Origin of the sequence: Serratia sp. MYb239 (assembly GCF_002966855.1) — a bacterium.
GTDB classification, from domain to species: domain Bacteria; phylum Pseudomonadota; class Gammaproteobacteria; order Enterobacterales; family Enterobacteriaceae; genus Serratia_B; species Serratia_B rhizosphaerae.
The window spans coordinates 2,479,638-2,504,045 of sequence record NZ_CP023268.1; the positions used below are offsets into that span (position 1 = coordinate 2,479,638).

General features: G+C 56.3%; 24 protein-coding genes. 8 read left to right on the forward strand and 16 right to left on the reverse strand.

The genetic code is table 11. The features are described from left to right. Positions 1-118 precede the first annotated feature (118 nt). Positions 119-868: an SDR family NAD(P)-dependent oxidoreductase gene (locus CLM71_RS11935; protein ID WP_105231197.1), complete on the reverse strand. Its 750-nt coding sequence runs from the start codon at positions 866-868 to the stop codon at positions 119-121. Positions 869-964: 96 nt separating this feature from the next. Between CLM71_RS11935 and CLM71_RS11940 the strand changes: the two genes are divergently transcribed. After that, on the forward strand, positions 965-1,309 hold the full coding sequence (locus CLM71_RS11940) for a helix-turn-helix domain-containing protein (protein ID WP_105231198.1): 345 nt from the start codon (positions 965-967) through the stop codon (positions 1,307-1,309). 116 nt (positions 1,310-1,425) lie between these two features. Here the strand turns inward: CLM71_RS11940 and CLM71_RS11945 are convergent, their stop codons facing one another. The 3 genes from CLM71_RS11945 to CLM71_RS11955 all read right to left on the reverse strand — a co-directional run bounded on the left by CLM71_RS11945 (position 1,426) and on the right by CLM71_RS11955 (position 4,998). Next, positions 1,426-2,322, reverse strand: coding sequence for a PhzF family phenazine biosynthesis protein (locus CLM71_RS11945; protein ID WP_105231199.1), 897 nt, complete (start codon positions 2,320-2,322; stop codon positions 1,426-1,428). Positions 2,323-2,463: 141 nt separating this feature from the next. Next, positions 2,464-3,813 carry an MFS transporter gene (locus tag CLM71_RS11950; protein WP_105231200.1) on the reverse strand — a complete coding sequence of 450 codons (1,350 nt, stop codon included), beginning with the start codon at positions 3,811-3,813 and terminating at the stop codon, positions 2,464-2,466. 615 nt (positions 3,814-4,428) lie between these two features. Then, entirely contained in the window at positions 4,429-4,998 is a 570-nt protein-coding gene (locus tag CLM71_RS11955) for a TetR/AcrR family transcriptional regulator (protein ID WP_105231201.1), read from the reverse strand. 355 nt (positions 4,999-5,353) lie between these two features. Between CLM71_RS11955 and CLM71_RS11960 the strand changes: the two genes are divergently transcribed. From CLM71_RS11960 to fdhA, 3 genes are all read left to right on the forward strand, one after another. Beyond that, positions 5,354-6,145, forward strand: coding sequence for an SDR family oxidoreductase (locus CLM71_RS11960; RefSeq protein WP_105231202.1), 792 nt, complete (start codon positions 5,354-5,356; stop codon positions 6,143-6,145). 41 nt (positions 6,146-6,186) lie between these two features. After that, positions 6,187-7,203, forward strand: coding sequence for an NADP-dependent oxidoreductase (locus CLM71_RS11965; RefSeq protein ID WP_105233348.1), 1,017 nt, complete (start codon positions 6,187-6,189; stop codon positions 7,201-7,203). Between the two features lie 179 nt (positions 7,204-7,382). After that, the gene (fdhA, locus tag CLM71_RS11970) at positions 7,383-8,570 is read left to right on the forward strand and encodes a formaldehyde dehydrogenase, glutathione-independent (protein WP_105231203.1); all 1,188 of its coding nucleotides are present in this window, start codon (positions 7,383-7,385) and stop codon (positions 8,568-8,570) included. Positions 8,571-8,685: 115 nt separating this feature from the next. Here the strand turns inward: fdhA and CLM71_RS11975 are convergent, their stop codons facing one another. From CLM71_RS11975 to CLM71_RS12010, 8 genes are all read right to left on the reverse strand, one after another. Continuing rightward, positions 8,686-11,775: an efflux RND transporter permease subunit gene (locus CLM71_RS11975; RefSeq protein ID WP_105231204.1), complete on the reverse strand. Its 3,090-nt coding sequence runs from the start codon at positions 11,773-11,775 to the stop codon at positions 8,686-8,688. Next, on the reverse strand, positions 11,772-12,881 hold the full coding sequence (locus CLM71_RS11980; protein WP_105231205.1) for an efflux RND transporter periplasmic adaptor subunit: 1,110 nt from the start codon (positions 12,879-12,881) through the stop codon (positions 11,772-11,774). The genes CLM71_RS11975 and CLM71_RS11980 overlap by 4 nt, the downstream gene beginning before the upstream one ends. A 74-nt stretch (positions 12,882-12,955) precedes the next feature. After that, positions 12,956-13,570, reverse strand: coding sequence for a TetR/AcrR family transcriptional regulator (locus CLM71_RS11985; RefSeq protein WP_105231206.1), 615 nt, complete (start codon positions 13,568-13,570; stop codon positions 12,956-12,958). Positions 13,571-13,726: 156 nt separating this feature from the next. Continuing rightward, positions 13,727-14,467 (reverse strand): NADPH-dependent F420 reductase, encoded by a 741-nt coding sequence (locus CLM71_RS11990; RefSeq protein ID WP_232251550.1) that lies wholly within the window; start codon positions 14,465-14,467, stop codon positions 13,727-13,729. A 35-nt stretch (positions 14,468-14,502) separates the two neighbouring features. Next, entirely contained in the window at positions 14,503-14,859 is a 357-nt protein-coding gene (locus CLM71_RS11995; protein WP_234008571.1) for a MarR family winged helix-turn-helix transcriptional regulator, read from the reverse strand. Between the two features lie 243 nt (positions 14,860-15,102). Continuing rightward, positions 15,103-15,996 (reverse strand): PhzF family phenazine biosynthesis protein, encoded by an 894-nt coding sequence (locus CLM71_RS12000; RefSeq protein WP_105233352.1) that lies wholly within the window; start codon positions 15,994-15,996, stop codon positions 15,103-15,105. 82 nt (positions 15,997-16,078) lie between these two features. Then, complete coding sequence (locus CLM71_RS24455; protein ID WP_370446953.1) at positions 16,079-16,519, reverse strand: putative T6SS immunity periplasmic lipoprotein; 441 nt, start codon at positions 16,517-16,519, stop codon at positions 16,079-16,081. After that, positions 16,510-17,040: a type IV secretion protein Rhs gene (locus CLM71_RS12010; protein ID WP_105231208.1), complete on the reverse strand. Its 531-nt coding sequence runs from the start codon at positions 17,038-17,040 to the stop codon at positions 16,510-16,512. Before CLM71_RS12010 ends, CLM71_RS24455 begins: the two co-directional genes overlap by 10 nt. Before the next feature lie 230 nt (positions 17,041-17,270). Between CLM71_RS12010 and CLM71_RS12015 the strand changes: the two genes are divergently transcribed. Next, the gene (locus tag CLM71_RS12015) at positions 17,271-17,615 is read left to right on the forward strand and encodes a GlpM family protein (RefSeq protein ID WP_105231209.1); all 345 of its coding nucleotides are present in this window, start codon (positions 17,271-17,273) and stop codon (positions 17,613-17,615) included. Positions 17,616-17,639: 24 nt separating this feature from the next. Here CLM71_RS12015 and CLM71_RS12020 read toward each other — a convergent pair whose 3' ends face one another. Further along, complete coding sequence (locus tag CLM71_RS12020; RefSeq protein WP_105231210.1) at positions 17,640-18,581, reverse strand: AraC family transcriptional regulator; 942 nt, start codon at positions 18,579-18,581, stop codon at positions 17,640-17,642. 161 nt (positions 18,582-18,742) lie between these two features. Here CLM71_RS12020 and CLM71_RS12025 point away from each other — a divergent pair, with 161 nt between their 5' ends. From CLM71_RS12025 to CLM71_RS12035, 3 genes are all read left to right on the forward strand, one after another. Next, on the forward strand, positions 18,743-19,576 hold the full coding sequence (locus tag CLM71_RS12025) for an oxidoreductase (RefSeq protein ID WP_105231211.1): 834 nt from the start codon (positions 18,743-18,745) through the stop codon (positions 19,574-19,576). 136 nt (positions 19,577-19,712) lie between these two features. Beyond that, positions 19,713-19,934 carry a hypothetical protein gene (locus CLM71_RS12030; protein WP_105231212.1) on the forward strand — a complete coding sequence of 74 codons (222 nt, stop codon included), beginning with the start codon at positions 19,713-19,715 and terminating at the stop codon, positions 19,932-19,934. A 69-nt stretch (positions 19,935-20,003) separates the two neighbouring features. After that, entirely contained in the window at positions 20,004-20,450 is a 447-nt protein-coding gene (locus CLM71_RS12035; protein ID WP_232251552.1) for a hypothetical protein, read from the forward strand. A gap of 93 nt (positions 20,451-20,543) precedes the next feature. On the opposite strand, the gene CLM71_RS12040 is transcribed toward CLM71_RS12035, so the two are convergent. The 3 genes from CLM71_RS12040 to CLM71_RS12050 form a co-directional block, all read right to left on the reverse strand. After that, complete coding sequence (locus tag CLM71_RS12040) at positions 20,544-21,716, reverse strand: Gfo/Idh/MocA family protein (RefSeq protein WP_105231214.1); 1,173 nt, start codon at positions 21,714-21,716, stop codon at positions 20,544-20,546. A gap of 353 nt (positions 21,717-22,069) precedes the next feature. Then, a complete protein-coding gene (locus CLM71_RS12045) occupies positions 22,070-23,104 on the reverse strand; it encodes a LacI family DNA-binding transcriptional regulator (RefSeq protein ID WP_105231215.1) in 1,035 nt (344 codons plus the stop codon). Positions 23,105-23,342: 238 nt separating this feature from the next. Then, positions 23,343-24,176: an alpha/beta fold hydrolase gene (locus CLM71_RS12050; protein ID WP_105231216.1), complete on the reverse strand. Its 834-nt coding sequence runs from the start codon at positions 24,174-24,176 to the stop codon at positions 23,343-23,345. Positions 24,177-24,408 lie beyond the last annotated feature (232 nt).

The window sequence follows — 24,408 nt, forward strand, 5'->3', positions numbered from 1 at the left end:
TGAAATCTGAGAATGAATGGCTATCTTACCTCTGCAGATTTCACCAAAACGCACGGCTTATTTATGCCCGGCAGCGCTATGTCTGCCGAGCGGCATTACAGGTTTATACAGAGTATCCTTAAATTTGCGCCAGACCACCGTCAACGAAGACCTCGCTGCCAGTCATAAAGCTGCTCTCGTCAGAGGCCAGGAATAAGGCAACGGCGGCGATCTCATCCGAATCACCAATGCGTCCAAGCGGCGCTTCCTGCGCGAAATTGGCCAACAAACTCTCTTTTTTCCCTGAGCTTTCCAGTACATTAAACAGCCCTGGCGTCGCTGTGGAGCCAGGTGAAAGGACATTTACACGGATCCCTGTTCCCTGCAGATCCAGCGCCCAGCTTCTGGCAAAGTTACGGACTGCTGCTTTCGAAGCGCTGTAAACGCTAAATGCTGGCGTGCCCATTGAGCCAGTTGTCGAGCCGGTAAGAATAATCGAACCGCCTTGCGGCATAAGCGGCAGTGCCTTTTGCACGCTAAACAGCGTCCCTTTGACGTTAACGTTAAACGTATACTCATACGATTCCTCGGTAATCGCGCCAAGCGGCTGAAGCTCACCCAAGCCCGCATTAGCGAAAAGGACATCAACTTTTCCTTTCACTTGCTGGATATGAGAAAAAATACGCTCCAGATCGGCCAGTTTTGATACGTCACCCTGAATCGCAAGCGCCTCATGACCAATCAGCGCAATGGCTTCATCAAGCTCTTTCTGACGCCGCCCTGTGATGATCACCTGAGCGCCTTCCCGGGCAAAGCGCCTGGCCGTAGCCAGACCGATACCGCTATTTCCGCCAGTAATCACCGCGATTTTTCCCGCTAATCTGCTCATAACGCTCTCCTCAACAGTGGAAAGCTCTAGCATAAACAGAGTTAAATATTTAGTATAGTATGCACCTTTTGGTAAGTACCCGGCGAATGAGAGCTTATGCTAAATAAAAAATTCAACTGCGGTCTGGAAGCGTCGTTGGCGGTACTAAGCGGAAAGTGGAAACCGCTGATACTGTTTTACCTCGCCCATAAAGTACATCGTTACGGGGAGCTGAAGCGCGCTATTGGAAAAGTAAGCGATAAGGTATTGATTCAACAGCTTAAAGAACTTCAGCAAGATGGCGTGGTTGAGCGCACCGACTACGGCGAAATCCCACCCAGGGTTGAGTACGCCTTAACCGGTTTCGGCGACTCTCTGGCCCGCGCGTTAGCACCGCTCTGTCAGTGGGGAGAGCGGCATACGGAGCAGATTGAAAATATCGTGCGTAATCGAAAAGCGTGACGGATTGCCTTATCAACGGCATCACACTGAGAAATTACGCGTTGCCGGCAGATGCAGCTGAACCGCTACGTATAAGCAATTAGCTCGTTCAGCGTTTTTAATCTCACCAAATACACCTAAATCTTCAGCACCCCTTCAATCAGCGTACAGCTCTGACCGCCAATCCACGGCTCATCGCGAATAAAACTTACGCTGACCCGGCCCTCGCGATGCAGTTGAGTGCCTTGCCGGACCTGATATCCTTGTGCTGTTACACCACCGTCGGGGAAATTATTGGTCTGCAGCAAACGGGCCAGACACGCATTAGCGCTGCCGGTCACCGGATCCTCGACCAGCTTGTCCCACTCAACCAGAAACGCCCGTATCTCGTAATCTGCGGGATCGCCGGATGGATAAGCGCCATAAATCACCACGCCGTCAACCTGATAATCAATTTGCATCTTCTTAATCATGGCCTGGTTTGGCGTCATCGCCAGACAGGATTGCGCGTCTGGCATACGCACCATCAGCCAACGGATGCCCATGTCGGCCACCACCGGCAGAATCTCTGTAGCCATTACCGCCGGTTGAAAATCGGCCGCCAACTGCTGCCGTTCTTCAACCGTCAGCGTGCGCAGCGTGACCTCCGGCGCGGCAAACGCCAGCGTGCCTTCCGGCAGGATATTGACCGCCACCAGACCGACTCCGCATTCCTGCATCATCACCCCCGGTTGTTTGGTCACCAAACCAGCTTCCAGTAAGGCATGGGCCGTGCCCAATGTCGGATGCCCGGCAAAGGGCAACTCTTTTTCAGGGGTAAAGATGCGCACCCGGTAATCTGCGGCCGGATGCGTCGGCTTGAAAACGAAGGTGGTTTCCGAAAGGTTGGTCCAGCGCGCTAACGCAAGCATCTGCGCTTCATCCAACCCTTCCGCTTCCAGGATCACCGCCAGGGGGTTTCCCTGTAGTGGCGAGGTGGTAAATACATCCACCTGTTTGTAAGCGCGTGGCGTTACGTTATCACTTTTGTGCATTTACCCTAACCCGCTAGGTTTGACTGAGAGGGTTCTCAATCTACCGAAATATGCAGATTATTCAATAGCTCAGTCGGATAGATACACCTTAACGTGTGGATCCCGGACGGTGCCGGGATCTTATACACCTCGACGAGACGTCTAACCCTCTCCCCCTGCTTTCAATGCCTTGAAGCCTGCCTGCGCCGACCGTTTATCTTGTTCTCCATGCAACGAAATGCGCGAGGTTTCCGGCAGCGCCAGGCCACCAGCCAGCGCCAGTAATGCCACCAGCGCCAGATAAAATGCCGGTGACACGCTGCTGCCGGTGTAGCCGATCAGCCAGGTCGCGACTAAAGGCGCCGTTCCGCCAAAAATTGTGTAGGCCAGATTATAAGTAATCGCGGAGGCGGTATAGCGCGCTCGGGTGGGGAAAACTTCCGAGAGCAGCGCCGCGGTCACCACGCCGGACAATACCGCCCCGGTCGCCAACAGCAGATCGCCGAGAATCGCTGCCCAAAGATGGCCTGAGCTGGCCAACTGCCAGGCAGGATAGACGCTCAGTATCACCCAGACTCCGGTCAGGGCGACGGTTTTTCTGCGCCCTATCCGATCGCACAGCGCACCGACCGGCGGACACATTCCAGCGGCAAACAGCAGCGCAACGGTGGAAACCAACAGCGCGGCAGCACGGCTAAAATGCCCTTCCAGTTGCAGGAAGGTGGAAAAATAAGTGGTGAACATATAAAACGACAGCGCCGTCAAAGAGATAAACGCCCCCAGCCGCAAGATATTCCCCGCCTGCTGGCGTAACGTCTCGCTTAACGGTGCGTGGGCAGTGGCGGATTCAGCAAGCGCCGCGCGAAACGCCGGCGTCTCTTCCATACGCAGCCGCAGATAAACGCCAACCAGGCCGAGCGGTGCCGCCACCAGAAAAGGAATACGCCAACCCCAACGGCTCATCTGCTCCGCGCTCAGGCTGGCATCCAGCAGATAGGTAATCGTCGCCGCTGCGGCAAAGGCGGAAAAGGTAGAAACCGTGATAAAACTGCCGTACCAGGCGCGTTTGTGGTTAGGGGCATGCTCCATCACATAGGCGCAGGCCCCGGCATATTCACCACCAGCAGAAAACCCTTGAACACAGCGGGTTAGGGTCAGAAACAGCGGCGCCAGCATGCCAATGCTGGCATAGGTGGGCAGCAGACCAATGATCGTGGTCGATCCCGCCATCAGTAACACGGTTAAAGACAAAATACGCTTGCGGCCCAGTTTGTCGCCCAGCATACCGAATATCACCCCGCCCAGCGGGCGCAGTGCAAAAGCCACGGCGAATACGGCGAATGTCTGTAACAATGCCGCCTGCGGCAGATCTGCCGAAAAAAATTGTTGCGCAATGATCGTCGCCAGAAAGCCATAGACGGCGAAATCAAACCACTCGACAAAATTACCAATCGCTGCGGCGGTTGTCACCTTACGCAGCGTGGCTGCCGAGACGGACGTCATATTATCCATAGCCATCTTCCCCCTGTTTGGGTGTTCTAACCAGATGTAGGTCGAAATTACAGGGGAATGCGCTTCCCCTGCGCGGTTATAGCGTGGAATATTCGCTGTCTTTTTGATTCTGTCATTAAGTCATTAGTCCGTTATTGATAACAGATTAACTTCTAATTCGAAAATTAATGACAGACAAGTTCAACCGCAGAGTCGCATAAAGTTTTTGGGTGTTCAACAAAACCGTCGTTACACACCAAATAACAACAACATTCACGAATGAACCCATCAATAAAACACAATAAACATCAATTAGTTATATAAAATCATTGGCTACCATATGATTTTCATTTAGAGAAAAATACTGGAGGGATAACATTAATCGCTGCCGGTTTGGTCGCTTGCTTAGGATAACCTATTGATTTTATTTTTTATTACGGCGTGATTTTTTAGGGAGGCGCGCCAGATATTAAATACTATTTATTCACCTGTCGCTTTTAGATATCGAAGCGTCGTTTTTCATGTTTTTATATTTTATTTAAATCCTATTATAGGCTATTAACATCTGCTCATCCGATTGCAATTAAAATACCCCCTAAATGTATTTTTAAGTTTTCACTATTTTTAACGCCACTTTCACTTTGTCCCGAGTAGCGCTGTTTTTGCTGCCGAAAGGAAACGTTCGGAAATTTCATCCCCTTCAGTTGCCCTTGCCAACATCAACGCCCCCGCCATCAGCGCTAGCTGTGTCAGATGCTTGTCGGCAGGCGCCGTATCCGGTTTATCTTCCTCAATCGCGGCCAGGCGCTCTGCCATTTTTTTGACGCCAGCTTTGTAAGTCTCGCGAACCGGCTTTTCACGATCTTTACGCAACACATCGCTGGCCAGCGCCGAGACCGTACATCCGCTACGGGTGTTATCACGGTGTTCCGTTGAAAGATAGTATTCAACCAGTTGTGCAAAGCTGCCCATGTCGCCTTGATCCAGGAAAGCATCCGTATCATCAAATGCCTGGCGGCAGGCCAACGCCTCTAACTCATCCTTGGAACTAAAATGCCCATAAAAGCCGCCATGGGTCAGGCCGACGGCCGACATAATGTCGTTTACGCTGACACCGTCAAGCCCCCGCTGACGAAACAGTTCTGAGGACGCTTTAATGATATTTTTCCGGTTATGTTCCATCTGTTCTTTAGATACGCGTCCCATTTTTCCTCCTGTAGCCCGTAATATCAGCGCGGATCAATCGCTCCAACCGCCGCATCCCCAGCCTGTCTGGCGTGCGGCGGGATGATGTTAACATACTCCGCCTCGCGGCAGAGAGCAGCAATCTGGTGGATATAAGCCCATTGCTTATCATTTCAGCCGCCCTGTGTGGCTAGTGTGGATTCATCGTACATACCACCAGCCATTGAATCCCTACCCAGCCCCCCACTCACAAACGCCTGAACGCCGGATATCGATCGCCCTTCATTTTAAATGATGGTTGACATTTATTATACATGTCGAGCATCATTTAAAAAGCATGCGTTTTTGCCACAACCACAACCTAAGAGAGATTGCGATGAAAGACACCACCTCGGTATTAATCACCGGCGCTTCAACGGGAATCGGCGCTGTTTATGCGGATCGTTTTGCCCGCCGTGGACACAACCTTATCCTGGTTGCCCGCGATACCACGCGTATGGCGGCGCTGGCTGAACGGCTGCGCGCGCAATATAACGTGAGCATCGACATCCTGCCGGCTGACCTCAGCCAGCCTTCAGAGATCGAAAACGTGGCGCAGCGGCTGCGGGACGATAAGGACATCACCGTGCTGGTGAATAACGCCGGGATGGGGCTGTCAGGCAGCTTTACGTCGCAGAGCGCTGCCGATATCGATCGGATGATAGCCGTAAATCTGTCTGCGGTTGTCCGCCTGGCGCACGCCGTGGCGCCACGTCTGGCTGCGGCCGGCAACGGCGCCATCATCAATATCGGTTCCGTCGTTGGGCTGGCTCCTGAACTCGGCCTGACGGCTTACGGCGCCACCAAAGCGTTTGTGCAGTTCCTCTCCCAGGGATTGAGCCTCGAACTTGCGCCGCAGGGGGTATATGTTCAGGCCGTGCTGCCCGCCGTGACGCGTACCGAAATATGGCAGCGTTCGGGGGCGGACATTACGACGATGAGCGGCGTGATGGAAGCCGGCGATCTGGTGGATGCGGCCCTTGCCGGTTTTGACCGCCGCGAACCGGTGACCATTCCCCCACTGCACGAAGAACGGTTATGGACGGAGTTTGACCAGGCGCGTCAGGCGATGCTGCCAAACTTCCAGCAGGCGCAGCCGGCGCCACGTTATACCCGTGATACCGAGTAACCCGGCAATCTATCTCCCTTAAAGAGCGACGGACATACATGATGAAAGCACTACAGCTGAAAAGTTATGGTAAATCAGCCCAGTTACAGTTTGAAAATATCCCCCGACCGGCGATCAACGATGATGAGTTGCTGGTCAGGGTTTATGCCGCAGGGCTGAATGCGATCGACTGTATGATCCCGACAGGGAGTTTTAAACCCATTCTCAAGCTGACGCTGCCCGCGGTTATGGGCAGCGATCTGGCCGGAGTGGTTGAGGAAGTCGGTAAAAACGTCACCCGCTTCAAGCCGGGCGACGCGGTATTCGCCAGCCTGTTTGATATGGACCAAGGGGCGCTGGCGGAATATGCCGCGGTGCCTGAGCGTGCCGCCGCCCTGAAGCCGGCCCGCCTTGATTTTATCGAGGCGGCGTCCCTCCCGATGGTTGCTCTGACCTGCTGGCAGGCCTTTTCGCGAGCGAAGTTAAGCGCCGGCCAGCGCGTCTTTATCCCTGCCGGTTCCGGCGGGGTTGGGACATTCGCCATTCAGCTGGCAAAACATCTTGGCGCCAGCGTCGGCACCACGACCAGTGCGGCCAACATGGAATTGGTCAGCGCTCTGGGGGCCGATGAGGCGATCGATTACAAGAAAGCCGACTTTGATAAAATCCTGAGCAATTACGATCTGGCGCTGGCAACCGTTCGGGGTGACGGTCTTGAAAAGACGCTTGAGATCCTGAAACCCCATGGCGAGGTTGTTTCTCTCGTCGGTCCGCCGGATCTTCCGTTCGCCCGTCAGCGGGGAATGAATAGCGTGATGAAAGCGCTGTTCTGGCTGTTAAGCCGGAAAATCATCAGCCGCGCCGCCCGCCGCCAGATCCGCTACTCTTTCCTGTTTGTTTCGCCAAACGGCGACCAGCTGTCAGAGATTGCCGCACTGATTGATGCCGGAAAACTGAAGCCGGTAATCGATAAGACTTTTTCATTTGCTGACAGCATCAACGCGTTGTCTTATCTCGCCGCTGGCCATGCAAAAGGGAAAGTTGTCGTGCAACTGACAGACTCGCCGTCCGCATCCTGACAATAAACGCCCCGCATGTCGCGATCAGGCAGGTTATAAGAATTCCCTATGTCGTTATCAGATCAGTGGCAGGAACGCCATTCACCTAGACTGGGCGTGCAGAACCAGTGCGCTATCGCGGTACTTAGTGCTCACTCTGCTTCAGAGATAGACATCTTACAGCATGATATGGAGCAACTATGGGACACTCATCAAACAGAGGCGTTGTATACCAGGGGCCGGGAAACGTTGAGGTGATGGATATTGATGAACCAAAGTTCGTCAGCCCGTCAGGCAAGAAAATCGACCACGCAGTAATTCTCAAAGTTCTGTCGACCAACATTTGCGGTTCGGACCAGCATATGGTTCGCGGCCGCACTACCGCGCCGGCCGGCATGGTTCTGGGGCATGAAATCACCGGGGAAATCATTGAGAAAGGTTCCGATGTTGAAATGCTTAACGTCGGCGATATTGTCTCCGTCCCCTTCAATGTGGCGTGCGGCCGCTGCCGCTGCTGTCGCGAGCTTGATACCGGCGTGTGCCTGACCGTTAACCCGGCGCGCGCGGGCGGCGCCTTTGGCTATGTGGATATGGGCGGCTGGGTCGGCGGACAGGCCAAATACGTTATGGTGCCGTATGCCGATTTCAACCTGCTGAAATTCCCCGACCGCGATCAGGCGCTGGCAAAAATTCTGGATCTGACCATGCTGTCAGATATCCTGCCAACCGGCTTTCACGGGGCGATCACCGCCGGTGTAGGCGTCGGTTCTGTCACCTATGTCGCCGGCGCCGGCCCGGTGGGTCTGGCTGCTGCGGCCTCCGCGCAGATCCTGGGTTCAGCGGTGGTGATGGTCGGCGATTTCAATAAAGAACGCCTCGCGCACGCCGAAAGAATGGGCTTTGTGCCGATCGATTTAGGCAAACACGATCGGCTTGGCGAGATGATCGCCGAAGTGGTCGGCGTGCCGGAGGTCGATTCGGCCATTGATGCGGTAGGCTTTGAAGCCAAGGGCCACTCCGGTAAAGAACAGCCGGCGGTAGTGTTGAACAGTATGATGGACATTACCCGCGTGGCTGGCAATATCGGTATTCCGGGGCTGTATGTAACGGATGACCCGGGCGCCCATGAGCAGGCGGCGCGCGAAGGATCGTTAAGCCTGAAGTTTGGTCTCGGCTGGTCCAAGGCGCAAACCTTCCATACCGGGCAGACGCCGGTTCTACGCTATAACCGGCAGCTGATGAATGCGATTCTGCATGACCGCCTGCCGATCGCCAAGATTGTGAATGCCAAGGTGATCCCGCTGGAAAGCGCCGCCGAGGGCTATGCCAGCTTTGATGCCGGCGTGGCGGCGAAATACGTTCTGGATCCCCACGGCATCCTCGCTTAATCACGATACGTTCACGTTTGTTCTGACAGTTAGCGGCGGGTCTGCTGCTATCTGTCAGGTTATCCCGCCTTCACCCCGTGAACGGGCGGGCATACCCCGCCACGTTCACATCCTGCTAATCCGTTATCGGGGTTCCTGCCTGTTTTGCGCCCTCCGGGCGGATTTTGAACCAGATGGCATACATCGCCGGCAGGAACACCAGCGTGATGATGGTGCCGCCGAACGTGCCGCCGATGAGGGTATAAGCCAGCGTCCCCCAGAACACCGAGTGCGTCAGCGGGATAAACGCCAGAATTGCCGCCAGGGCGGTCAGCAACACCGGTCTGGCTCTCTGGATGGTCGCCTCCACCACCGCATGGAACGGCGTAAGCCCTTCCTGTTCGTTATGGTGGATCTGGCCAATCAAAATCAACGTGTTGCGCATCAAAATGCCCGACAGCGCAATCAGGCCAACCAACGCATTAATGCCGAAAGGCTGGTTAAACAGCAGCAGCGTCGGCACCACCCCAATCAGCCCAAGCGGCGCGGTAAGAAATACCATCACCATCGCCGACATTGAGCGTACCTGCAGGATAATAATCAACAGCGTGATGGCAATCATGATCGGAAACAACGGCGCCATCGCTTTGGTGGCTTTGCCGGACTCTTCAATCGACCCTGCCTGCTCAATGCGGTATCCGGCCGGCAGTTTATCCACGATCGGCTGCAACTCTTTGGTTATCGCCGCAGACACATCCGGCGGCTGCAGGTTTTCAGCAATATCCCCGCGCACGGTAATCGTCGGGGTACGGTCCCGGCGCCGCAGTACGGGATCTTCCATTCGCACGTCAACCTCGCCAATCTGCGACAGCGGCACCCGCTGGCCGGCAGACCCCACCAGGGTAAAACCGGCTATTTTGGCCGGATCGAGCCTGATATCCCCCGCCGCGCGCCCCATGACCTGCACGGAACGAATGTCTTCGCGCACTTCGGTGATCGGCACGCCGGAAAGCAGAAACTGAAGCTGCTGGGCAACGGCATTTGATGTCAGCCCGACCGCCTGCAGTCGGTCCTGAACGAGCGTAAAATGCAGCGTCGGCACCCGCGGCCCCCAGTCGGTATTGACGGTCCTCATCATCGGGCTGGCCTGCATGACGGTTTTCACCTGCTTTGCGATCTCGCGCAGCCTGGCGGGATCCGGCCCCATAACGCGGTAGGCCACCGGATACGGGGAATACGGGCCAAACACCAGCTGCGTCACACGCACGCGGGCTTCAGGCGCCAGCCCGTTGGCCGCCGCTTCACGCAGCCGGAACTTGAGCGCTTCACGCGCTTCCTGGCTGTCCGTCAGCACCACAATTTTGGCAAATGATGGATCGGGCAATTCTGGCGCCATGGCCAGATAGAAACGCGGCGAACCCTGCCCAATGTAAGCGGTGACAATTTTTGCTTCTTTTTGCTGATGCAACCAGTCTTCAATTTTCGCCGTTGCGGCATGGGTCTGTGCTATTGAGGTGCCATAAGGCATTTGTACTTCTACCAAGACTTCCGGGCGATCGGAGGTGGGGAAAAATTGTTTTTTAACCAGCCCCATGCCGAGAATGGCCGCGGTAAATATGCCAAGCACGGCGCCAGCCACCAGCCATTTGCGCGCGATGACGCGGGTCAGCAGCCGGCGAAAACGGTTGTAATGACGCGTGTCGTAAATCGCCGCGTGGCCCCCTGCCACCGTTTTGATTTTCGGCAGCATTTTCACGCCCAGATAAGGCGTAAATACGACCGCCACCACCCAGGATGCAATCAGGGCGATGCCCACAATCCAGAACATGTTGCTGGTATACTCGCCGGCGGTGGACTGCGCAAAGCCGTTGGGCATAAAGCCAACGGCCGTTACCAGCGTACCCGCCAGCATCGGAGCCGCCGTATGGCTCCAGGCATAGGCGGAGGCTTTGATGCGGTCATAGCCCTCTTCCATTTTCACCACCATCATTTCGATGGCGATGATGGCGTCATCGACCAGCAGGCCCAGCGCCAGAATCAGTGAGCCCAGCGTGATACGGTCGAAGTTTTTGCCGGATGCCTCCATCACCACAAAGACGATCGCCAGCGTCAGCGGCACCGCCGCGGCGACGACAACCCCCACGCGCCACCCCATACTGATAAAGCAGACCACCATCACCACCAGCAGTGCAACAAAGAATTTGATCATGAACTCGTCGACGGCTGAGCTAATGTTGACGGACTGATCGGTGACCTTGGTCAACGCCATGCCCAGCGGCATATCCGCATTGATGTTGGCCGTTTCCGCATCCAGAGCCTTCCCCAGCTCCAGTCCGTTCCAGCCTTCGCGCATCACGATGCCGAGCAGCAGCGCCGGTTCCCCCTGATTGCGCACCAGGAAAGTCGCCGGATCTTCATAACCACGTTCCACGGTTGCGACGTCTGAAAGCTGCAGGGTTCTGCCATGTACGACGATGGGCGTCGCGCGGATCGCATCCAGCTTGTTGAAGGCGCCGTCCAGACGGATAAAGACCTGCGGCCCGCGCGCATCAATCGACCCTGCCGGCGTCAGGACGTTCTGACTGTTCAGCGCCGAGAAAATATCCTGGGGAGAAATACCCAGCGTCGCCAGCCGGTCATGGGAGAAAGAAACAAAGATGCGCTCCGACTGCTCGCCGATAATATTGACCTTCTTAACCCCCGGAACGTGCAACAGCCGCTGGCGCAGTGATTCAGCATCACGCACCAGCAAACGCTGCGGCACCCCCTTCGCCTTCAGCGCGAAGAGCGCAAAGGTGACATCGGCAAATTCATCGTTGACCATCGGCCCGATGACGCCGGCCGGCAGGTTTTTTGCCTCATCATTAATTTTCTTGCGCGCCTGATAAAACTCTTCCTGCACCTGCGAAGGCGGCGTGCTGTCCTGCAGCGACAGCATGGTGAAGGCCATACCGGGGCGGGTGTAGGTTTCGCTGCGGTCATACCACTTCAGCTCCTGCAGACGCTTTTCCAGCGGTTCGGCAACCTGGTCCTGCATTTCCTGCGCCGTCGCTCCCGGCCAGGCGGAGATAATCGTCATCTGTTTGACTGTAAACGGCGGATCCTCCGCACGCCCCAGCCCAAAGAACGCGAGGATCCCGGCCACGGTAATCAGAATAATCAGGAATAAGGTGATGGAACGCTCGCGAACGGCAAGCGCCGAAAGATTAAAACGCCCGTCGCTCATGGTTTGCTCCCGGCTACGCGGGCATCGCCCTGTTCAGCCATTCTGACGGTCTCGCCGTCATGCAGCAGATGCGCGCCCAGTGCAACCACCCGATCGCCGGGTTTGAGGTTACCGCTCACGCTTGCCGCATCGTCCCCCAGACTCAGCACCTGAACCGCCCGCCACGTCACCCTGGCAGGCTTGCCTGAAATACTCCAGACCCCCGGACCTTTACCCGGGTCGTAGAGGGCGGCCAAAGGCACCTGCATAACATCGCGGGCTATTTTATCTTTCGCTATTTGCAGCGTAACGGTTGAACCCAGCGGCGCACCCGCCAGCGCACCTTCCAGCACATACCTCGCCTCGAAGGTGCGGGTCACCGGGTCGGCCGCATTGGACAGCAGGCGCAGTTTCGCCGCCACTGCCTGAGTATGGTTTCCGTATAGTGAGGCCCGCGCCTCGCTGCCGATAGCCGGCCGCAGCGTCTCGGGCAACTGCACGCTGGCCTCACGTTGCCCTGCTCTGGCGAGCCTGACCACCGGCTGCCCGGCACTGACAACCTGCCCCGGTTCAGCCAGCGTATCCATGACCACGCCGTCGGCATCGGCCAGCAATACGGTATATGCCGACGCATTTTTCGCTACGTCAGCCTGCGCCTGGGCGGCACTGAGCTCTGCCCGGGCCGTGTCAGCGGCGGCTTTTATTTGGGCGTAGGCGGAGGCGGATACGGCGCCGGTAGCAACCAAACCGCGATAGCGCGCCTCATCACCCGCCGTCTGTCTGGCGCGCGCCCGTGCGGCAGCAACCGCCTGTTGCTGAGCCTTGGCCTGTAGGTTCAGATCGGCGGGATCGAGACGCATCAACGGTTGCCCGCGCTCAACGGTCTGGCCGGTATCAACAAGACGCTCAAGGATTTTTCCTGACACCCGGAAGCCAAGATCGCTTTGCGTCCGGGCAACGATAACGCCGGTGAACGCGCGGGAAGCATCGACGGCAGCGGCCACCGCCGCCGTTCTTACCAGAGGGGGCTGATTGCGCGGATCATCGCTCCCCGACGTGTCGCCGCATGCCGCCAGGGCAAAGGACAACGAACAAATGGCAATAGAGACAGGTTTGAGCCTGAGCATGGGTTCCCTTATTGAGGTAACAGGACAGTAACCGCATTCTCAGACTAGTGACCAATATTGTCAATAGTCACCAATCAAGGCGACAGGCTTCTCAGTATCAATGATGACAACAATACGGCAGCCGATGAGGCCGTTTCCAGGTTGTACTGCAGCTGAACCGGGTTGATGTAAGGCCGCATGACCAGGTATATCGCATGCGCCGCCTCATCCAACGGCGTTTTTCGCTCGAACTCGCCGTTCTGCCGGCCCTCAAGGATGATTTGCTCGATCAGTTGCCGCAGACGCTCCTCATGCGCCGCGGCTGAAGGCCAGCTGTCACGGGCAGCGACCGCAGCGATGTCATAAAGCTTGCGATCGTGAAAAAACAGGTCGCTGCCGGCTTCCGTCAGGGCTTTGAATAGGCGTCTCAGCTTCTCGGCGGCCGTCGGCGCATCGGCGATGGCCGCATGGACAATCTCCATGATCATCGCCAGCCGGTTACTGCAGATCACCTCGCCGATCGCCTGCTTGGAATCGAAAAACTTATAGATATACGCCTTGGAGAAACCGATCGCTTTGGCGAGATCGGACACGGTGGTTTTTTCGTAGCCAAAGTGCCCGAAATGCTCGGTGGCGGCGTCCACGACCTGATCGCGGACGCTGTGGTCCGCGGGGCCCCGCGCAGGGGTTGTATTGATATGTTTAGTCATTTATCCAGCTTAGCGTAATGCGCCCTGAGCGACAACAAGTGACCAGTTTGCGATAAGGTTACACGAATGTGTTCGACCCAGGGCTTCCCTATTATTCCTGTGGCGTGCTGTTACGTTGTGACCGGCAGGGGGAATTGTCCGTCGCCAAACGCCCCTCTACCGTGGAGCGGTTACCGCCCGGTTGCGGGCCACGATGCGATCGTGGGTCAGCGTTTCGCCCGCAGACATAAACTCATCCAGCAGCACATCCCTGTTTTTCGCTGCGCGGGCTTTATCCGCATGCTGCAGAGCCGCCTTTAGCTCGGCAGGAGACAATTCCGTACAATAGGCAGGCGTGCCGGGTTGCTGACGCCAGGATTCTGCCAGTTGGCCCGCATCGACAGGCTCGAATCCCGTGTCACTGACCAATGCCATGGCAATGGATTTGGCGTTTTCATCATCTCCGGCCACGGGAATCGCGATGCGTTCAGCGGCGCCGTCCGGCAAGCCTTTATCCGCCAGCGTGGCGGCAAGCACCGCATTCCACGCTTTGATCAGAGGCCGTCCGAGCTGCTCGCTGGCCCAAACGCCCTCCGGCTTGCCCTGCTCAATCTCGGCGATAGCGCCATCGCGGAACGGATAATAATTTGAGGTATCAATAATCGTCACGCCGGCTGGCGCGTTGCTCAGCCAGGTCGCGACGTCGGTGTGGTTAGCAAACGGGATGGCCAGGATAATCACCTCGGCGTCACTGACGGCCTCTTCCCGGCTCACCGCCACGGCGTTGGCCTGGCGGGCGATATCAACGATCGTCGCCGGCCCCCTGGAGTTTGCCAGCTTCACGTGATGGCCGCAGGCAGAAAGTTTACTCGCCAGTGTCGCGCCGATGCTGCCTGCGCCAATAATGCTGATATTCATCGTAGGTCTCCTCAGTATCCTGAATCGTTTATGACTTATTCCGCTGCCGGATGCGCAAAGTCGTTGAGCGTATCGCGCAGCTGAACCAATCCTTCCTCCGTCAGCTGGCACGCCGAGCGGATTTTGTCGGTGACGGACCAGAGTTCCTCACGCAGCGCTTCGCCACCGGCGGTCAGCGTGATCAGCACCCGGCGCTCGTCGCTCGGATCGCGCCGGCGCAATACCCTGCCCGAAGCCTCCAGCCGCTTTAGTAAAGGCGTTATCGTCCCGGTATCCATCCCCAGACTGTTACCCAGTTCCCCGACAGAACGCGGCGTCCCGCTGAACAGTTCCAGCATCACCAGGTACTGCGGGAAAGTCAGCCCCAGCGGGTCGAGAAAAGGTTTGTGCATCCGGTGCATCCGGTTTGCCGCGCCGTACAACGCGAAGGAAAGCTCTGTGCCAATCCCCCGCGGTTCTTTTTTATTCATCGTCATCGCAAAAATCTGTTGGTTGATATTCTAGTGCACTAGATAAAGTAAGCGAATTCTCCCGCCATCAGCAAACAATATCAATGGATGATCGTGCGCTGCCGCGAGAAAGCGGACTTCAAATATCTGACCGAAGCCGGCTCTGCTGACGGAGCCGATCCGGCGTCACAGGCTAAATGTCCCTTCCATCGTGATGACGCTGTTGCCTCCTACCCGGATACACGGCCTTGTCGACGTGGCGTCATAGCTTGCACAAAGTAAACTTGCACGCCCCATATCTACCCCCTGGCTGACGCGCAGAGACAGCAGCGTTTTACCATGGCGCTGTGCCAACAGAGCCGTCACCGCCGCGGTCGCACTGCCTGTCGCCGGATCTTCCGTCATACGGGGAGTAAACATGCGCGCCTGCAGGTCGCACCGCTCTTCGGGTGTGGTGTCTGACGTATACGCATAGATTGACACCGCACCATCAAGCGGCAGAACGGCACGAAATCCCTGCAGATTTGGCACGCAGCGGCGAAGCGCATCACGGGACACCAGCTCCACCACAAGGAAAGGCAAGCCAACCGAAACAACCTGCGGCCTATGCACTTGTGTGCGGATATCTTCCGTTGCCAGTGAAAGGCAGGCGGCCACGTTTTCCAGACTGACTTCGGAACGGCATGACAATGCCTCTGGCGCCAGAAGCTCTGCGCCGGTGACTGCCCCGTTGTCTTTTATCAGCCTGACCGGCACCAGACCGGCGCCTTCCTCAAAAAGCACAGTATCAGGAAGCGCCTCTCCCTTGACTGCGGCATAGCTTGCCAGCACAAAAGCGGTGCCGACATTAGGATGCCCGGCGAACGGAATTTCACGCGATGGCGTGAAAATTCGGACGCGTGCCGTATTGGACGTCTCTTCCGGAGGAAGCACAAACGTTGTTTCACTATAACCAAATTCAACGGCAATCCGCTGCATCTGCTCCGTGCTCATCCCCTCGGCGTCTAAAACAACCGCGACAGGATTACCGAGAAACGGCCGATCCGTAAAAACATCCGCAATAACATAGCGTCTTTTCATCGTCTGCCCTGAGTTGACTGTTATAGGTATTAAACGCATTTTGGTGCTTAGGTGCCACCATCCTGTTTGGCGGCATTATGCATCAACGCGTTATCTCCGCGTCAGTGAGCGGTATATTTCTAACTTGCCCGCCCGATAACTCAATCCCGGCCACCACGCTTCTTGATGATGTGCTCTCCGTCGGCGAGGCCAGTATATATTGCACGATAAATTGCCCTGTTAGCGGAAACTGATAAAACTCGGGGGGGATACACAGCATGCCGTTTTTTACCGTTAAATCGGGTGAATCGGTCACCGATAATCGCTGCGGCGGAGTATTCCTGGGATTTATAGAGATAAGAGATGGCTGATAGTCTTTGCTGTCAGGAACCTGGAAACAAACGTCTTCCCCGACCTTACTCGCCGTGGCTGTCTCGTCAGACGTTAGCCTGTCGCCAGTTCCGGGACATCCTGACAGCAGAAGAACCGATGCGAACAGCAAAGTGGCACGATTTAAGATTTTAGTTTTCATCATCATCCCCATGGGAAATAACGCATTGCTTCCTGATACTGTCGTCGGATAACAGACTCGGAGAAGTCGCCATCTAACGTGACGTCGCCCCTTCGTTTGAGTGTCAACCAAACCGGATAGCCGTAATTATGGAGGATAAAGTAATCAGCGATAATCTGGGCCTGTTGTTCCATAGGGTAACGTCTCAAGGGTCTGCCATCTAACCTGTAGCGATAGCTAACAGCAAAACTCATCAAACCCCTTACCATCACATTCATCCCTCTCTCACGTTGCCAAACGTGGGTGAGCTCATGAATAAAAAGACGTCTGTGAGGGTAGGAAGCCGTTGAAAAATCCTGAGTATACCAACGCCTGAAGTACAACTCCCCATTGGGGGCCATACCCGTATTTTTGTTTTGCAGACCGAAAGGGAGAAAGCTCCCATGATGAATCCAAACTTTGTTATAATAGATCGCATCTCCAAAAACAGATTTTGCGATCTTTATCTCACCTAGCGTAAGCAACCGTAGGCTACCTTCCTTTAATTCACTCATACGTTCCCTCCTTTTATCTAAAAATAACATATAAATAGGTCCAAACACTCCCTGATTGTTACTCATACAAAGTGAGATATGTATTTCAATATCCTAACGGCCATATCCTGCATATCACCTTGCCCCCTGTTTCGCTACACCGCCAAACCCGCCCCACTTTGCACGTGCAAAAAAACAACAGACGTGCCAACATAGCCAAATCAGTGGCTTAAAGCTTACAAGGGTACGATATGGGGCTGGGAATCAAGGCGTTAATCGGTGCGCTGGTGGTCATTCTGATCGGCGTATTATCCAAATCACGCAACTACTATATTGCCGGTCTGGTTCCCCTTTTTCCTACCTTCGCCCTGATCGCCCACTATATTGTCGGCACCGAACGCTCTCTGGAAGATTTACGCACCACCATCCTGTTTGGCATGTGGGCGGTGTTCCCCTACATGGCCTACCTGGTTTCGCTCTATGTGCTGCTGGGCTATGTCAAACTGCCGACGGCGCTGACTGCCGCGGTGGTGTGCTGGCTGGTCGCCGCCTGGCTGCTGATTCTGGCCTGGAACCGCTGGCACGGCCAGGGATAATACGGCCATGCGCCATTTCCCCGCTCAATGCGAAGAGACAAATTCTGAAGGTGTCATCGACGCGGGTATGGCGAAGGTGCGTTTCATTCGTTCAACCTCTTGCAGCGGCGTCAGCCCGAACAGGCGCTTGAACTCACGGCTGAACTGCGAAACGCTCTCATAACCCACCCGGACGCCGGCGGCCGACACCGTGAAGTTATTGCGCAGCATCAGCAGGCGAGCCTGATGCAGCCGCGTCGATTTCAGGTATTGTATCGGCGAAGTATTGGTCACAGTTTTGAAATGGCTGTGGAAGGTCGGCACGCTCATGCCGGCTTCCTGCGCCAGCGCCGCCACATCCAGATGTGAAGCGTACTCGGCGTGCAGCTTGCGCAAGGCTTTCGCCACCTTGCCAAACTGGCCCTGCATCGTGAGCGCGCTTCTCATCACCGGCCCCTGTTCGCCGCTCAGCACCCGGTAGTAAAGTTCCCGCAGCATCGACGGCCCTAACATCTCTGCATCCAGCGGCGACGCCATAATCTGCAGAAAACGCAGTACGGAACGGCTGAGCGGCGCATCCATGCGGCTCGACATCATACTGCGCGGGGCGTCGGTATCGGCAACACCGCGGCCATCCAGCGCCAGCATCAGGTCGGCGGCCAAGTTAAAATCCAGCCGGATGTAAATCGCCAGCATCGGTTCCGCCGCGCTGGCGTCCGTTTCCATGGTGAACGGCACCGGCACCGAGACCATCAGATAATGCTGCGCATCATACAAATAGACATCATTTCCCAGAAAACCGCGCTTGCTTCCCTGCACCACAATCACGATCCCCGGCTCATACAGCACCGGCGTGCGCAGCAGCGGCCGGTTGGAACGTAAAAAACGGACATCGGGCAACGCGGTGAGGTTATAGCCTTCATGCGGCGTCAGACGATCCAGCAGCGTAACCATCTGGCGGCGGATCTGTCGGGATGTGTGTGTCATAGCGCCTGTGCTAGCCGTGGGAGGGATTTCCAGTGTGCCACTGCGGTTCTGACGCGTCCAGCCCGCTCATAGGAATAGGCAAAACACCGAGAGGATCCGGGCTACGCGCAACGCTTCCCCCGCCGTATGCTGGCGGCTCTACATAACGGAGGGAATACCTGATGACATCAGCAAAGTTATTGTTTATCACCGGCGTCAGCAGCGGGTTTGGCCGCGCGCTGGCGGAACAGGCGCTGCAGGCCGGGTACCGGGTCGTCGGCACGTTAAGAAATGAACAGGCTAAAGAAGCGTTCGAAGCGCTGTCGCCTGGCCGGTGTTTCGGCAGGATCCTGGACGTTACGGACTTCAGCGCCATTCCGCCGCTGGTTGACGCCGTAGAGCAGGACATTGGCGCCGTCGATGTGCTGGTCAATAACGCCGGTTACGGCCATGAAGGCGTGATGGAAGAGTCACCCATGGATGACATGATCCAGCAGTTTAACGTCAACGTCTTTGGCGCCGTCGCGCTGATTAAAGCGTTTCTGCCCTATTTCCGCGCACGACGCGCTGGCCATATTCTTAACATCACCTCAATGGGCGGATTTATCACCATGCCTGGCATCAGTTACTACTGCGGCAGCAAGTTCGCTCTGCAGGGTATTTCAGAAACGTTAACGCAGGAGCTGAAGCCATTTAATATTGTCGTGACGGCCGTTCAACCGGGATCTTTCCGCACCGATTGGGCCGGGCGTTCCATGGTGCGTGCGGCACGCAGCATCAGCGATTACGACCGCAGCTTCGCTCCCATCCGTGAGACGCGCATGAAGCGCAGCGGCCATCAGCCCGGCGATCCGGTTAAGGCGGCCAGTGCCATTTTGCAGTTACTTGACAGCCCCGCGCCCCCGACGTCGCTGCTGTTGGGGAGTGATGCCGTAACGCTGGTCAGGGACAAGCTGCAGCGGATGATCACCGAGATCGATGCCTGGGAAGCGGCCAGTCGCTCAACTGACGGCTGACGCAGCGCTCTGATTCCCCGCGCAGCGCTCGTCCGTATGCGCAATCGCGACCAGGGTTGGCGCAACGGTAAAGCCTTACCTATGATTAAACGCAAACGTCTCAAGGACAGGTTGTCTTTTAAACGCGGGGAATCACATGCGAACGGTATTGTTTACGGCGGCAGTAGTACTTTTATCCGGATGCGGGCTCAGTGACGAACTTGATGCGATCACGCTGGAAAATCACCAAAAAGTCTGTGACGGCTATGGTTTTACCCGGGGAACCGAGGCGTATGCCAATTGCCTGATGCGGCAGGATGAACTCGAAGATGCCGATGAACAGCGCGCCTTGGACCGGGAGGCGAGAAAGAAAAAATAGCCCTTCAGGCGCTGCCAGCCAACCCTGTGGGCAGCGCGTTTTCAGCAGGTGGCGGAGGTGTTTTTCGCTATGCCTGACTCCACTTTTTATACTCCAGGCCACCAAACAACGCGAGACCCGCAAATGAGAACAACAGCACTGGCGTTTACCCTCCCGCTCTTCTTATTTACCGACCTGGCCAGCGCCGCTGACGGTTGCGCACCGCTGAAAACCACGATTAATGCAGACAACAGGCATGTTTATCAGGAATTGGTCCAAAGCGCGTTAACCGAAAAAGTAAAGTTGGCAACCATCGACATCACCGAGGTGCTGGCCGAAGATAAATGGCTGGCCGTTTTTGCATCCACGGAGATCTCCGATCCCGGCGTGTTTTTCTTTAACGACAATAAATTTATTGATGTCTGGGGCGGGATGGTGGAAGCAAAAGAAAAACGCACGGTAACCCAATGGGCACATGGCCTGCACGTACCGGGGACATTAACGCAATGTTTCTTTAAGGGCATTGTGATTAAGTAGGCAGTATCCGTTACTCAGCGCCAGAACGGTAATTTCCCTATCGCCGCTCTGGCCGTTTCGCGCAGCGCCACCTCGCCGGCTGCGTTTGTCCGACTAACTAAACGCCACCCAGCTGGCGCCGTTGTCTGCCGAGCGGACGCAGTTTTCCACCCAGCGCACCCCCATTACGCCGGCGTTCACATCGGGATACCAGAAGTCTTTCAGCAGCGCTTCATCGTGACGATCGCTGGCGTCCATGGCGACGGCAAAGCGGCGATACAGATTCGACCAGGCTTCGAACAGCCCTTCCGCATGGCCGCCGCCGATGCGATCGTCCTGCAGCGCCAGCGCGTCCAGATAGCCCATGCCGCGCTCCAGAATGCGCACCGGCTCGCCCTGCACTTCAAACCGCAGCTGGTTGGGCTGTTCATCCCACCACTCCAGGCTGGCCTTTTCACCGACGATGCGGATTTTCTGCCCGTGCATCGAACCGCTGTTGACCGCCGAACACCACAGTGAACCGATGGCGCCGTTATCAAATTCCATCAGGACATGGGCATTATCTTCCAGCGGCGCTCGGCTTTTGACAAAACTCTGGCGCGAACACATCAGGCGCTGAATCTTCAGCATCGGCGCCATGGTCTCCGCGAGGAATAAAGTATGGGTCGCCAAATCACCCAACACATAGCTGGGGCCGACAAAGCGCGGATCAACGCGCCAGCGGGTGCTGGGGTTGTCCTGCTCAACCGGCTGGGCGTGGAAACCATGACAGAATTGCATATTAACGATGCGGATCTCGCCGAGCTGTCCGTCGGCAATCATCTGCCGCGCCTGCAAAATCAGCTGATGGCCGGCATAGCCGTAGGTCACGCCGATAATTTTATTCTGCCGGCGGCTCAGCGCGGCCAGTTCCTCGGCTTCCTGACTGTTGAAGCACAGCGGCTTCTCACAGACCACATGCAGACCGGCCTCCAGCGCCGCACGGCAAATGGCATAGTGCGTGTTATTGGGGGTCGCGATGGAAACCGCCTCAATGCCGTCTTCCCGCGCCGCCTCCGCCTGAAACATCGTCTGAAAATCCGCATAGCAGCGCTCCTCCGCCACCCCCAGGCTTACGCCAAATGCGCGTCCGCGCTGCGCATCAATATCGAAAGCGCCGGCCAGCAGCGTAAACGTGCCGTCGCGCAGCGCGGCGGAACGGTGAATATAGCCAATCTGACTGGTGCCGCCGCCGCCCACCATGCCCCAGCGCAGCGATCTCTCCAGTGGTTTAACACCATTAATCATACTGCTGTCTCCTGTTTAAAACCGACGGACTGTAAGTAACGCAAACTTTCGCTAACCAGCGGTTCAATCGCGCCGGAAATCACCGAGGAATCATAGTCAAACAGCAAATGGCCATCACGTAGCGGATATGATGTTTTGTGCCTGAAGCCTTCATGCGTTCACGCTGTCGAGGAAATGCCCTCAGTGTTGAATGAAAATTTCATTGTCAGCAATGATGGAATTTTCATTTTTTGACGAGGGTCATATTTATTTTGATAGTCTATATGATGGTTTTTTATCAAAAATAGCGACAAACCGACGCGGCTCCACGCATGAGGCATGGAGCGATGACAAGGTGAAGGTTTTTTACGGAATCAGAGGTTTTCTTTGGTGATGATATCAAACGGCTGGAGAGCGCTGATAAAGCCGCCCGGTGTTTGCAGCGCGGCATTGACGAAGGTGCGGATCACCGCCGCCGCCAACGCATCCAGCCGCTGCGACAGCATCACATCCACGCTGCCGTCGATCAGCGCCAGTTCGCCGCCCTGAACCGGGCCATGGCAGACCAGCATCACCTCCTGCTGCCTGCCGTATTGGCGCAGCGCGTCGATGATGCCTTCCACGCCGCCGCACGGCGCATAGAGAGCCGTCAGCGCGGGGTACTGCTGCAGCAGGCGTTCCGTGACGGCAAACGCCTGCTGCTGTTGCTCATGGCCCAGCACCGGCTCCAGTACCCTTCGCCCTTTACCCTGCTCCCGCAGATAGGAGCGAAAGCTGATCTCACAGGTCTCCTGACACATAAACCGGTTATCACCAATGATAATCCCGATGTCGCCGTCGGGCCGGCTCATACGGTCAATGGCCCAGGCGGCGGTACGCCCCATTTTTTGGTTGTCCATGCCGATATAGCCCGTCCGCCCTGGTGCGGACAGATCCGAAAACAGCGTGAAAACCTGTACCCCTCTGGCGACCGCCTGCTCCACAGCATGGCGAATCAGCGGGTTATCCAGCGCGACCAGGCCGATGACATCCACCTGTTCACTGAGCTGCTCAATGGCCGCCACGGTATGTTCAATGGCGTTAATATCGTGATGGATAAATATCGGCGCCTGTTGTGAGTGATGGTAAGGTGCCGCATGCTGCTGCAGCGCCTCGCTCAGCAGGTGATAAAAAGAGTGCGATTCGCGCAGCAGAATAAAACCCATTTTCAGGCTGACCGCTGACTTGCCGGCCACCAGTCGGTAATGGGATTGCTCCAGATTAAAGCCCAGCCGCCGGGCGGTCTCCAGCACCTTACGTTCCGTACCCGGTCTCACCGGCGCCCGGTTGTTCAACACCCGGTCAACCGTGGCGATCCCCACCTGCGCTTGCCTGGCGATCTCCGCCAGCGTCACTTTTTTTGCCGCCATCGCTCTTCCAACATGAGATAAAATGATAAAAAATTATCAGAAGACGTTACGCGAAAAACAGCCATGGCGCCATGACTTTACCCAGGGATTGCGAGATCGGCCACGGAGGACGAGCGGTTTATTGCCTCGTTGAGGTAGGAACTGGCGGCAGGGAGATTTCAGTAAGCAAAAGGCATTGCTTCGCGATTCTGCAGGGTAATATAAAAAGCCGGGGTTTCCCCCGGCTCAGGCAAGCGGATTAACCGTTCTGGATAAATGCCAGCAGATCGGCGTTGATCGTCTCTGCCTCGGTGGTTGGCATGCCATGCGGGAAACCGTGATAGGTTTTCAGCGTGCCGTTGGGCAACAGCTTGGCCGACAGCGGACCGGAATTGTCATAAGGCACAATCTGATCGTCGTCGCCGTGCATCACCAGCACCGGAATGGTGATGCTACGCAGATCGTCGCTGAAGTCGGTCTGTGAAAAGGCGACAATGCCGTCATAGTGCGCCTTGGCGCTGCCCATCATACCCTGACGCCACCAGTTTCTGATGATGCCTTCGGAAGGCTGCGCGCCGGGACGGTTGTAGCCGTAGAACGGCCCCGCCGGCACGTCATGATAAAATTGCGCCCGGTTGGCGGCCAGCTGCGCCTGCATATCATCGAACACCGATTTGGGCAGGCCGCCGGGGTTGGCGTCGGTTTTCACCATCAGCGGCGGCACCGCGCTGATCAGCACCGCCTTGGCGACGCGGCTGTCACCGTGGCGGGCAATATAGTGCGCCACCTCGCCGCCGCCGGTTGAGTGGCCGACGTGCACCGCTTTTTGAATACCGAGGTGATCAACCACCGCCGCCACGTCATCGGCATAGTGGTCCATATCGTGTCCGTCCCAAACCTGGCTGGAACGCCCATGCCCACGGCGATCGTGGGCAACGACGCGGTAGCCGTGCGCCAGGAAAAACAGCATCTGCGCATCCCAGTCATCTGAACTCAACGGCCAGCCGTGGTGGAAAAAGATAACCTGTGCATCCTTCGGGCCCCAGTCTTTGTAGAAAATCTCGACGCCGTCTTTCGTTGTGACAAATCCCATTGCATTTCTCCCTCAGGTTTATGGTGTGAACTCACTTCGCCGACTGCACGGTTATGCCGGCAGCGGCTCTGTTTAAGGATAGTGGTGGTACGGGCATTCATCACGACGCTATTTTCTATCGTTTTGATTGATCAATGCGCCATTTTTAATCAATACCGTGTGACGGGCAGAAGCTCTGCCCAGCATCACAAGCGGGGATGACCCTGCCGGTTACATCAGGACTGGCACGCCC

Excerpts from the sequence above, each read along its gene's own strand:
- CLM71_RS11975 (WP_105231204.1), bottom strand. The coding sequence starts at position 11,775 with ATGAGCGACGGGCGTTTTAATCTTTCGGCGCTTGCCGTTCGCGAGCGT.
- CLM71_RS11955 (WP_105231201.1), bottom strand. The coding sequence starts at position 4,998 with ATGGGACGCGTATCTAAAGAACAGATGGAACATAACCGGAAAAATATC.
- CLM71_RS11985 (WP_105231206.1), bottom strand. The coding sequence starts at position 13,570 with ATGACTAAACATATCAATACAACCCCTGCGCGGGGCCCCGCGGACCAC.
- CLM71_RS11935 (WP_105231197.1), bottom strand. The coding sequence starts at position 868 with ATGAGCAGATTAGCGGGAAAAATCGCGGTGATTACTGGCGGAAATAGC.
- CLM71_RS12010 (WP_105231208.1), bottom strand. The coding sequence starts at position 17,040 with ATGAGTGAATTAAAGGAAGGTAGCCTACGGTTGCTTACGCTAGGTGAG.
- CLM71_RS11995 (WP_234008571.1), bottom strand. The coding sequence starts at position 14,859 with ATGCACAAACCTTTTCTCGACCCGCTGGGGCTGACTTTCCCGCAGTAC.
- CLM71_RS12020 (WP_105231210.1), bottom strand. The coding sequence starts at position 18,581 with ATGACACACACATCCCGACAGATCCGCCGCCAGATGGTTACGCTGCTG.
- CLM71_RS12000 (WP_105233352.1), bottom strand. The coding sequence starts at position 15,996 with ATGAAAAGACGCTATGTTATTGCGGATGTTTTTACGGATCGGCCGTTT.
- CLM71_RS12030 (WP_105231212.1), top strand. The coding sequence starts at position 19,713 with ATGCGAACGGTATTGTTTACGGCGGCAGTAGTACTTTTATCCGGATGC.
- CLM71_RS12015 (WP_105231209.1), top strand. The coding sequence starts at position 17,271 with ATGGGGCTGGGAATCAAGGCGTTAATCGGTGCGCTGGTGGTCATTCTG.
- CLM71_RS11965 (WP_105233348.1), top strand. The coding sequence starts at position 6,187 with ATGAAAGCACTACAGCTGAAAAGTTATGGTAAATCAGCCCAGTTACAG.
- CLM71_RS12040 (WP_105231214.1), bottom strand. The coding sequence starts at position 21,716 with ATGATTAATGGTGTTAAACCACTGGAGAGATCGCTGCGCTGGGGCATG.
- CLM71_RS12045 (WP_105231215.1), bottom strand. The coding sequence starts at position 23,104 with ATGGCGGCAAAAAAAGTGACGCTGGCGGAGATCGCCAGGCAAGCGCAG.
- CLM71_RS11960 (WP_105231202.1), top strand. The coding sequence starts at position 5,354 with ATGAAAGACACCACCTCGGTATTAATCACCGGCGCTTCAACGGGAATC.
- CLM71_RS11945 (WP_105231199.1), bottom strand. The coding sequence starts at position 2,322 with ATGCACAAAAGTGATAACGTAACGCCACGCGCTTACAAACAGGTGGAT.
- CLM71_RS11950 (WP_105231200.1), bottom strand. The coding sequence starts at position 3,813 with ATGGATAATATGACGTCCGTCTCGGCAGCCACGCTGCGTAAGGTGACA.
- CLM71_RS11990 (WP_232251550.1), bottom strand. The coding sequence starts at position 14,467 with ATGAATATCAGCATTATTGGCGCAGGCAGCATCGGCGCGACACTGGCG.
- CLM71_RS12050 (WP_105231216.1), bottom strand. The coding sequence starts at position 24,176 with ATGGGATTTGTCACAACGAAAGACGGCGTCGAGATTTTCTACAAAGAC.
- CLM71_RS12035 (WP_232251552.1), top strand. The coding sequence starts at position 20,004 with ATGCCTGACTCCACTTTTTATACTCCAGGCCACCAAACAACGCGAGAC.
- CLM71_RS11980 (WP_105231205.1), bottom strand. The coding sequence starts at position 12,881 with ATGCTCAGGCTCAAACCTGTCTCTATTGCCATTTGTTCGTTGTCCTTT.
- fdhA (WP_105231203.1), top strand. The coding sequence starts at position 7,383 with ATGGGACACTCATCAAACAGAGGCGTTGTATACCAGGGGCCGGGAAAC.
- CLM71_RS24455 (WP_370446953.1), bottom strand. The coding sequence starts at position 16,519 with ATGGGGATGATGATGAAAACTAAAATCTTAAATCGTGCCACTTTGCTG.
- CLM71_RS12025 (WP_105231211.1), top strand. The coding sequence starts at position 18,743 with ATGACATCAGCAAAGTTATTGTTTATCACCGGCGTCAGCAGCGGGTTT.
- CLM71_RS11940 (WP_105231198.1), top strand. The coding sequence starts at position 965 with ATGCTAAATAAAAAATTCAACTGCGGTCTGGAAGCGTCGTTGGCGGTA.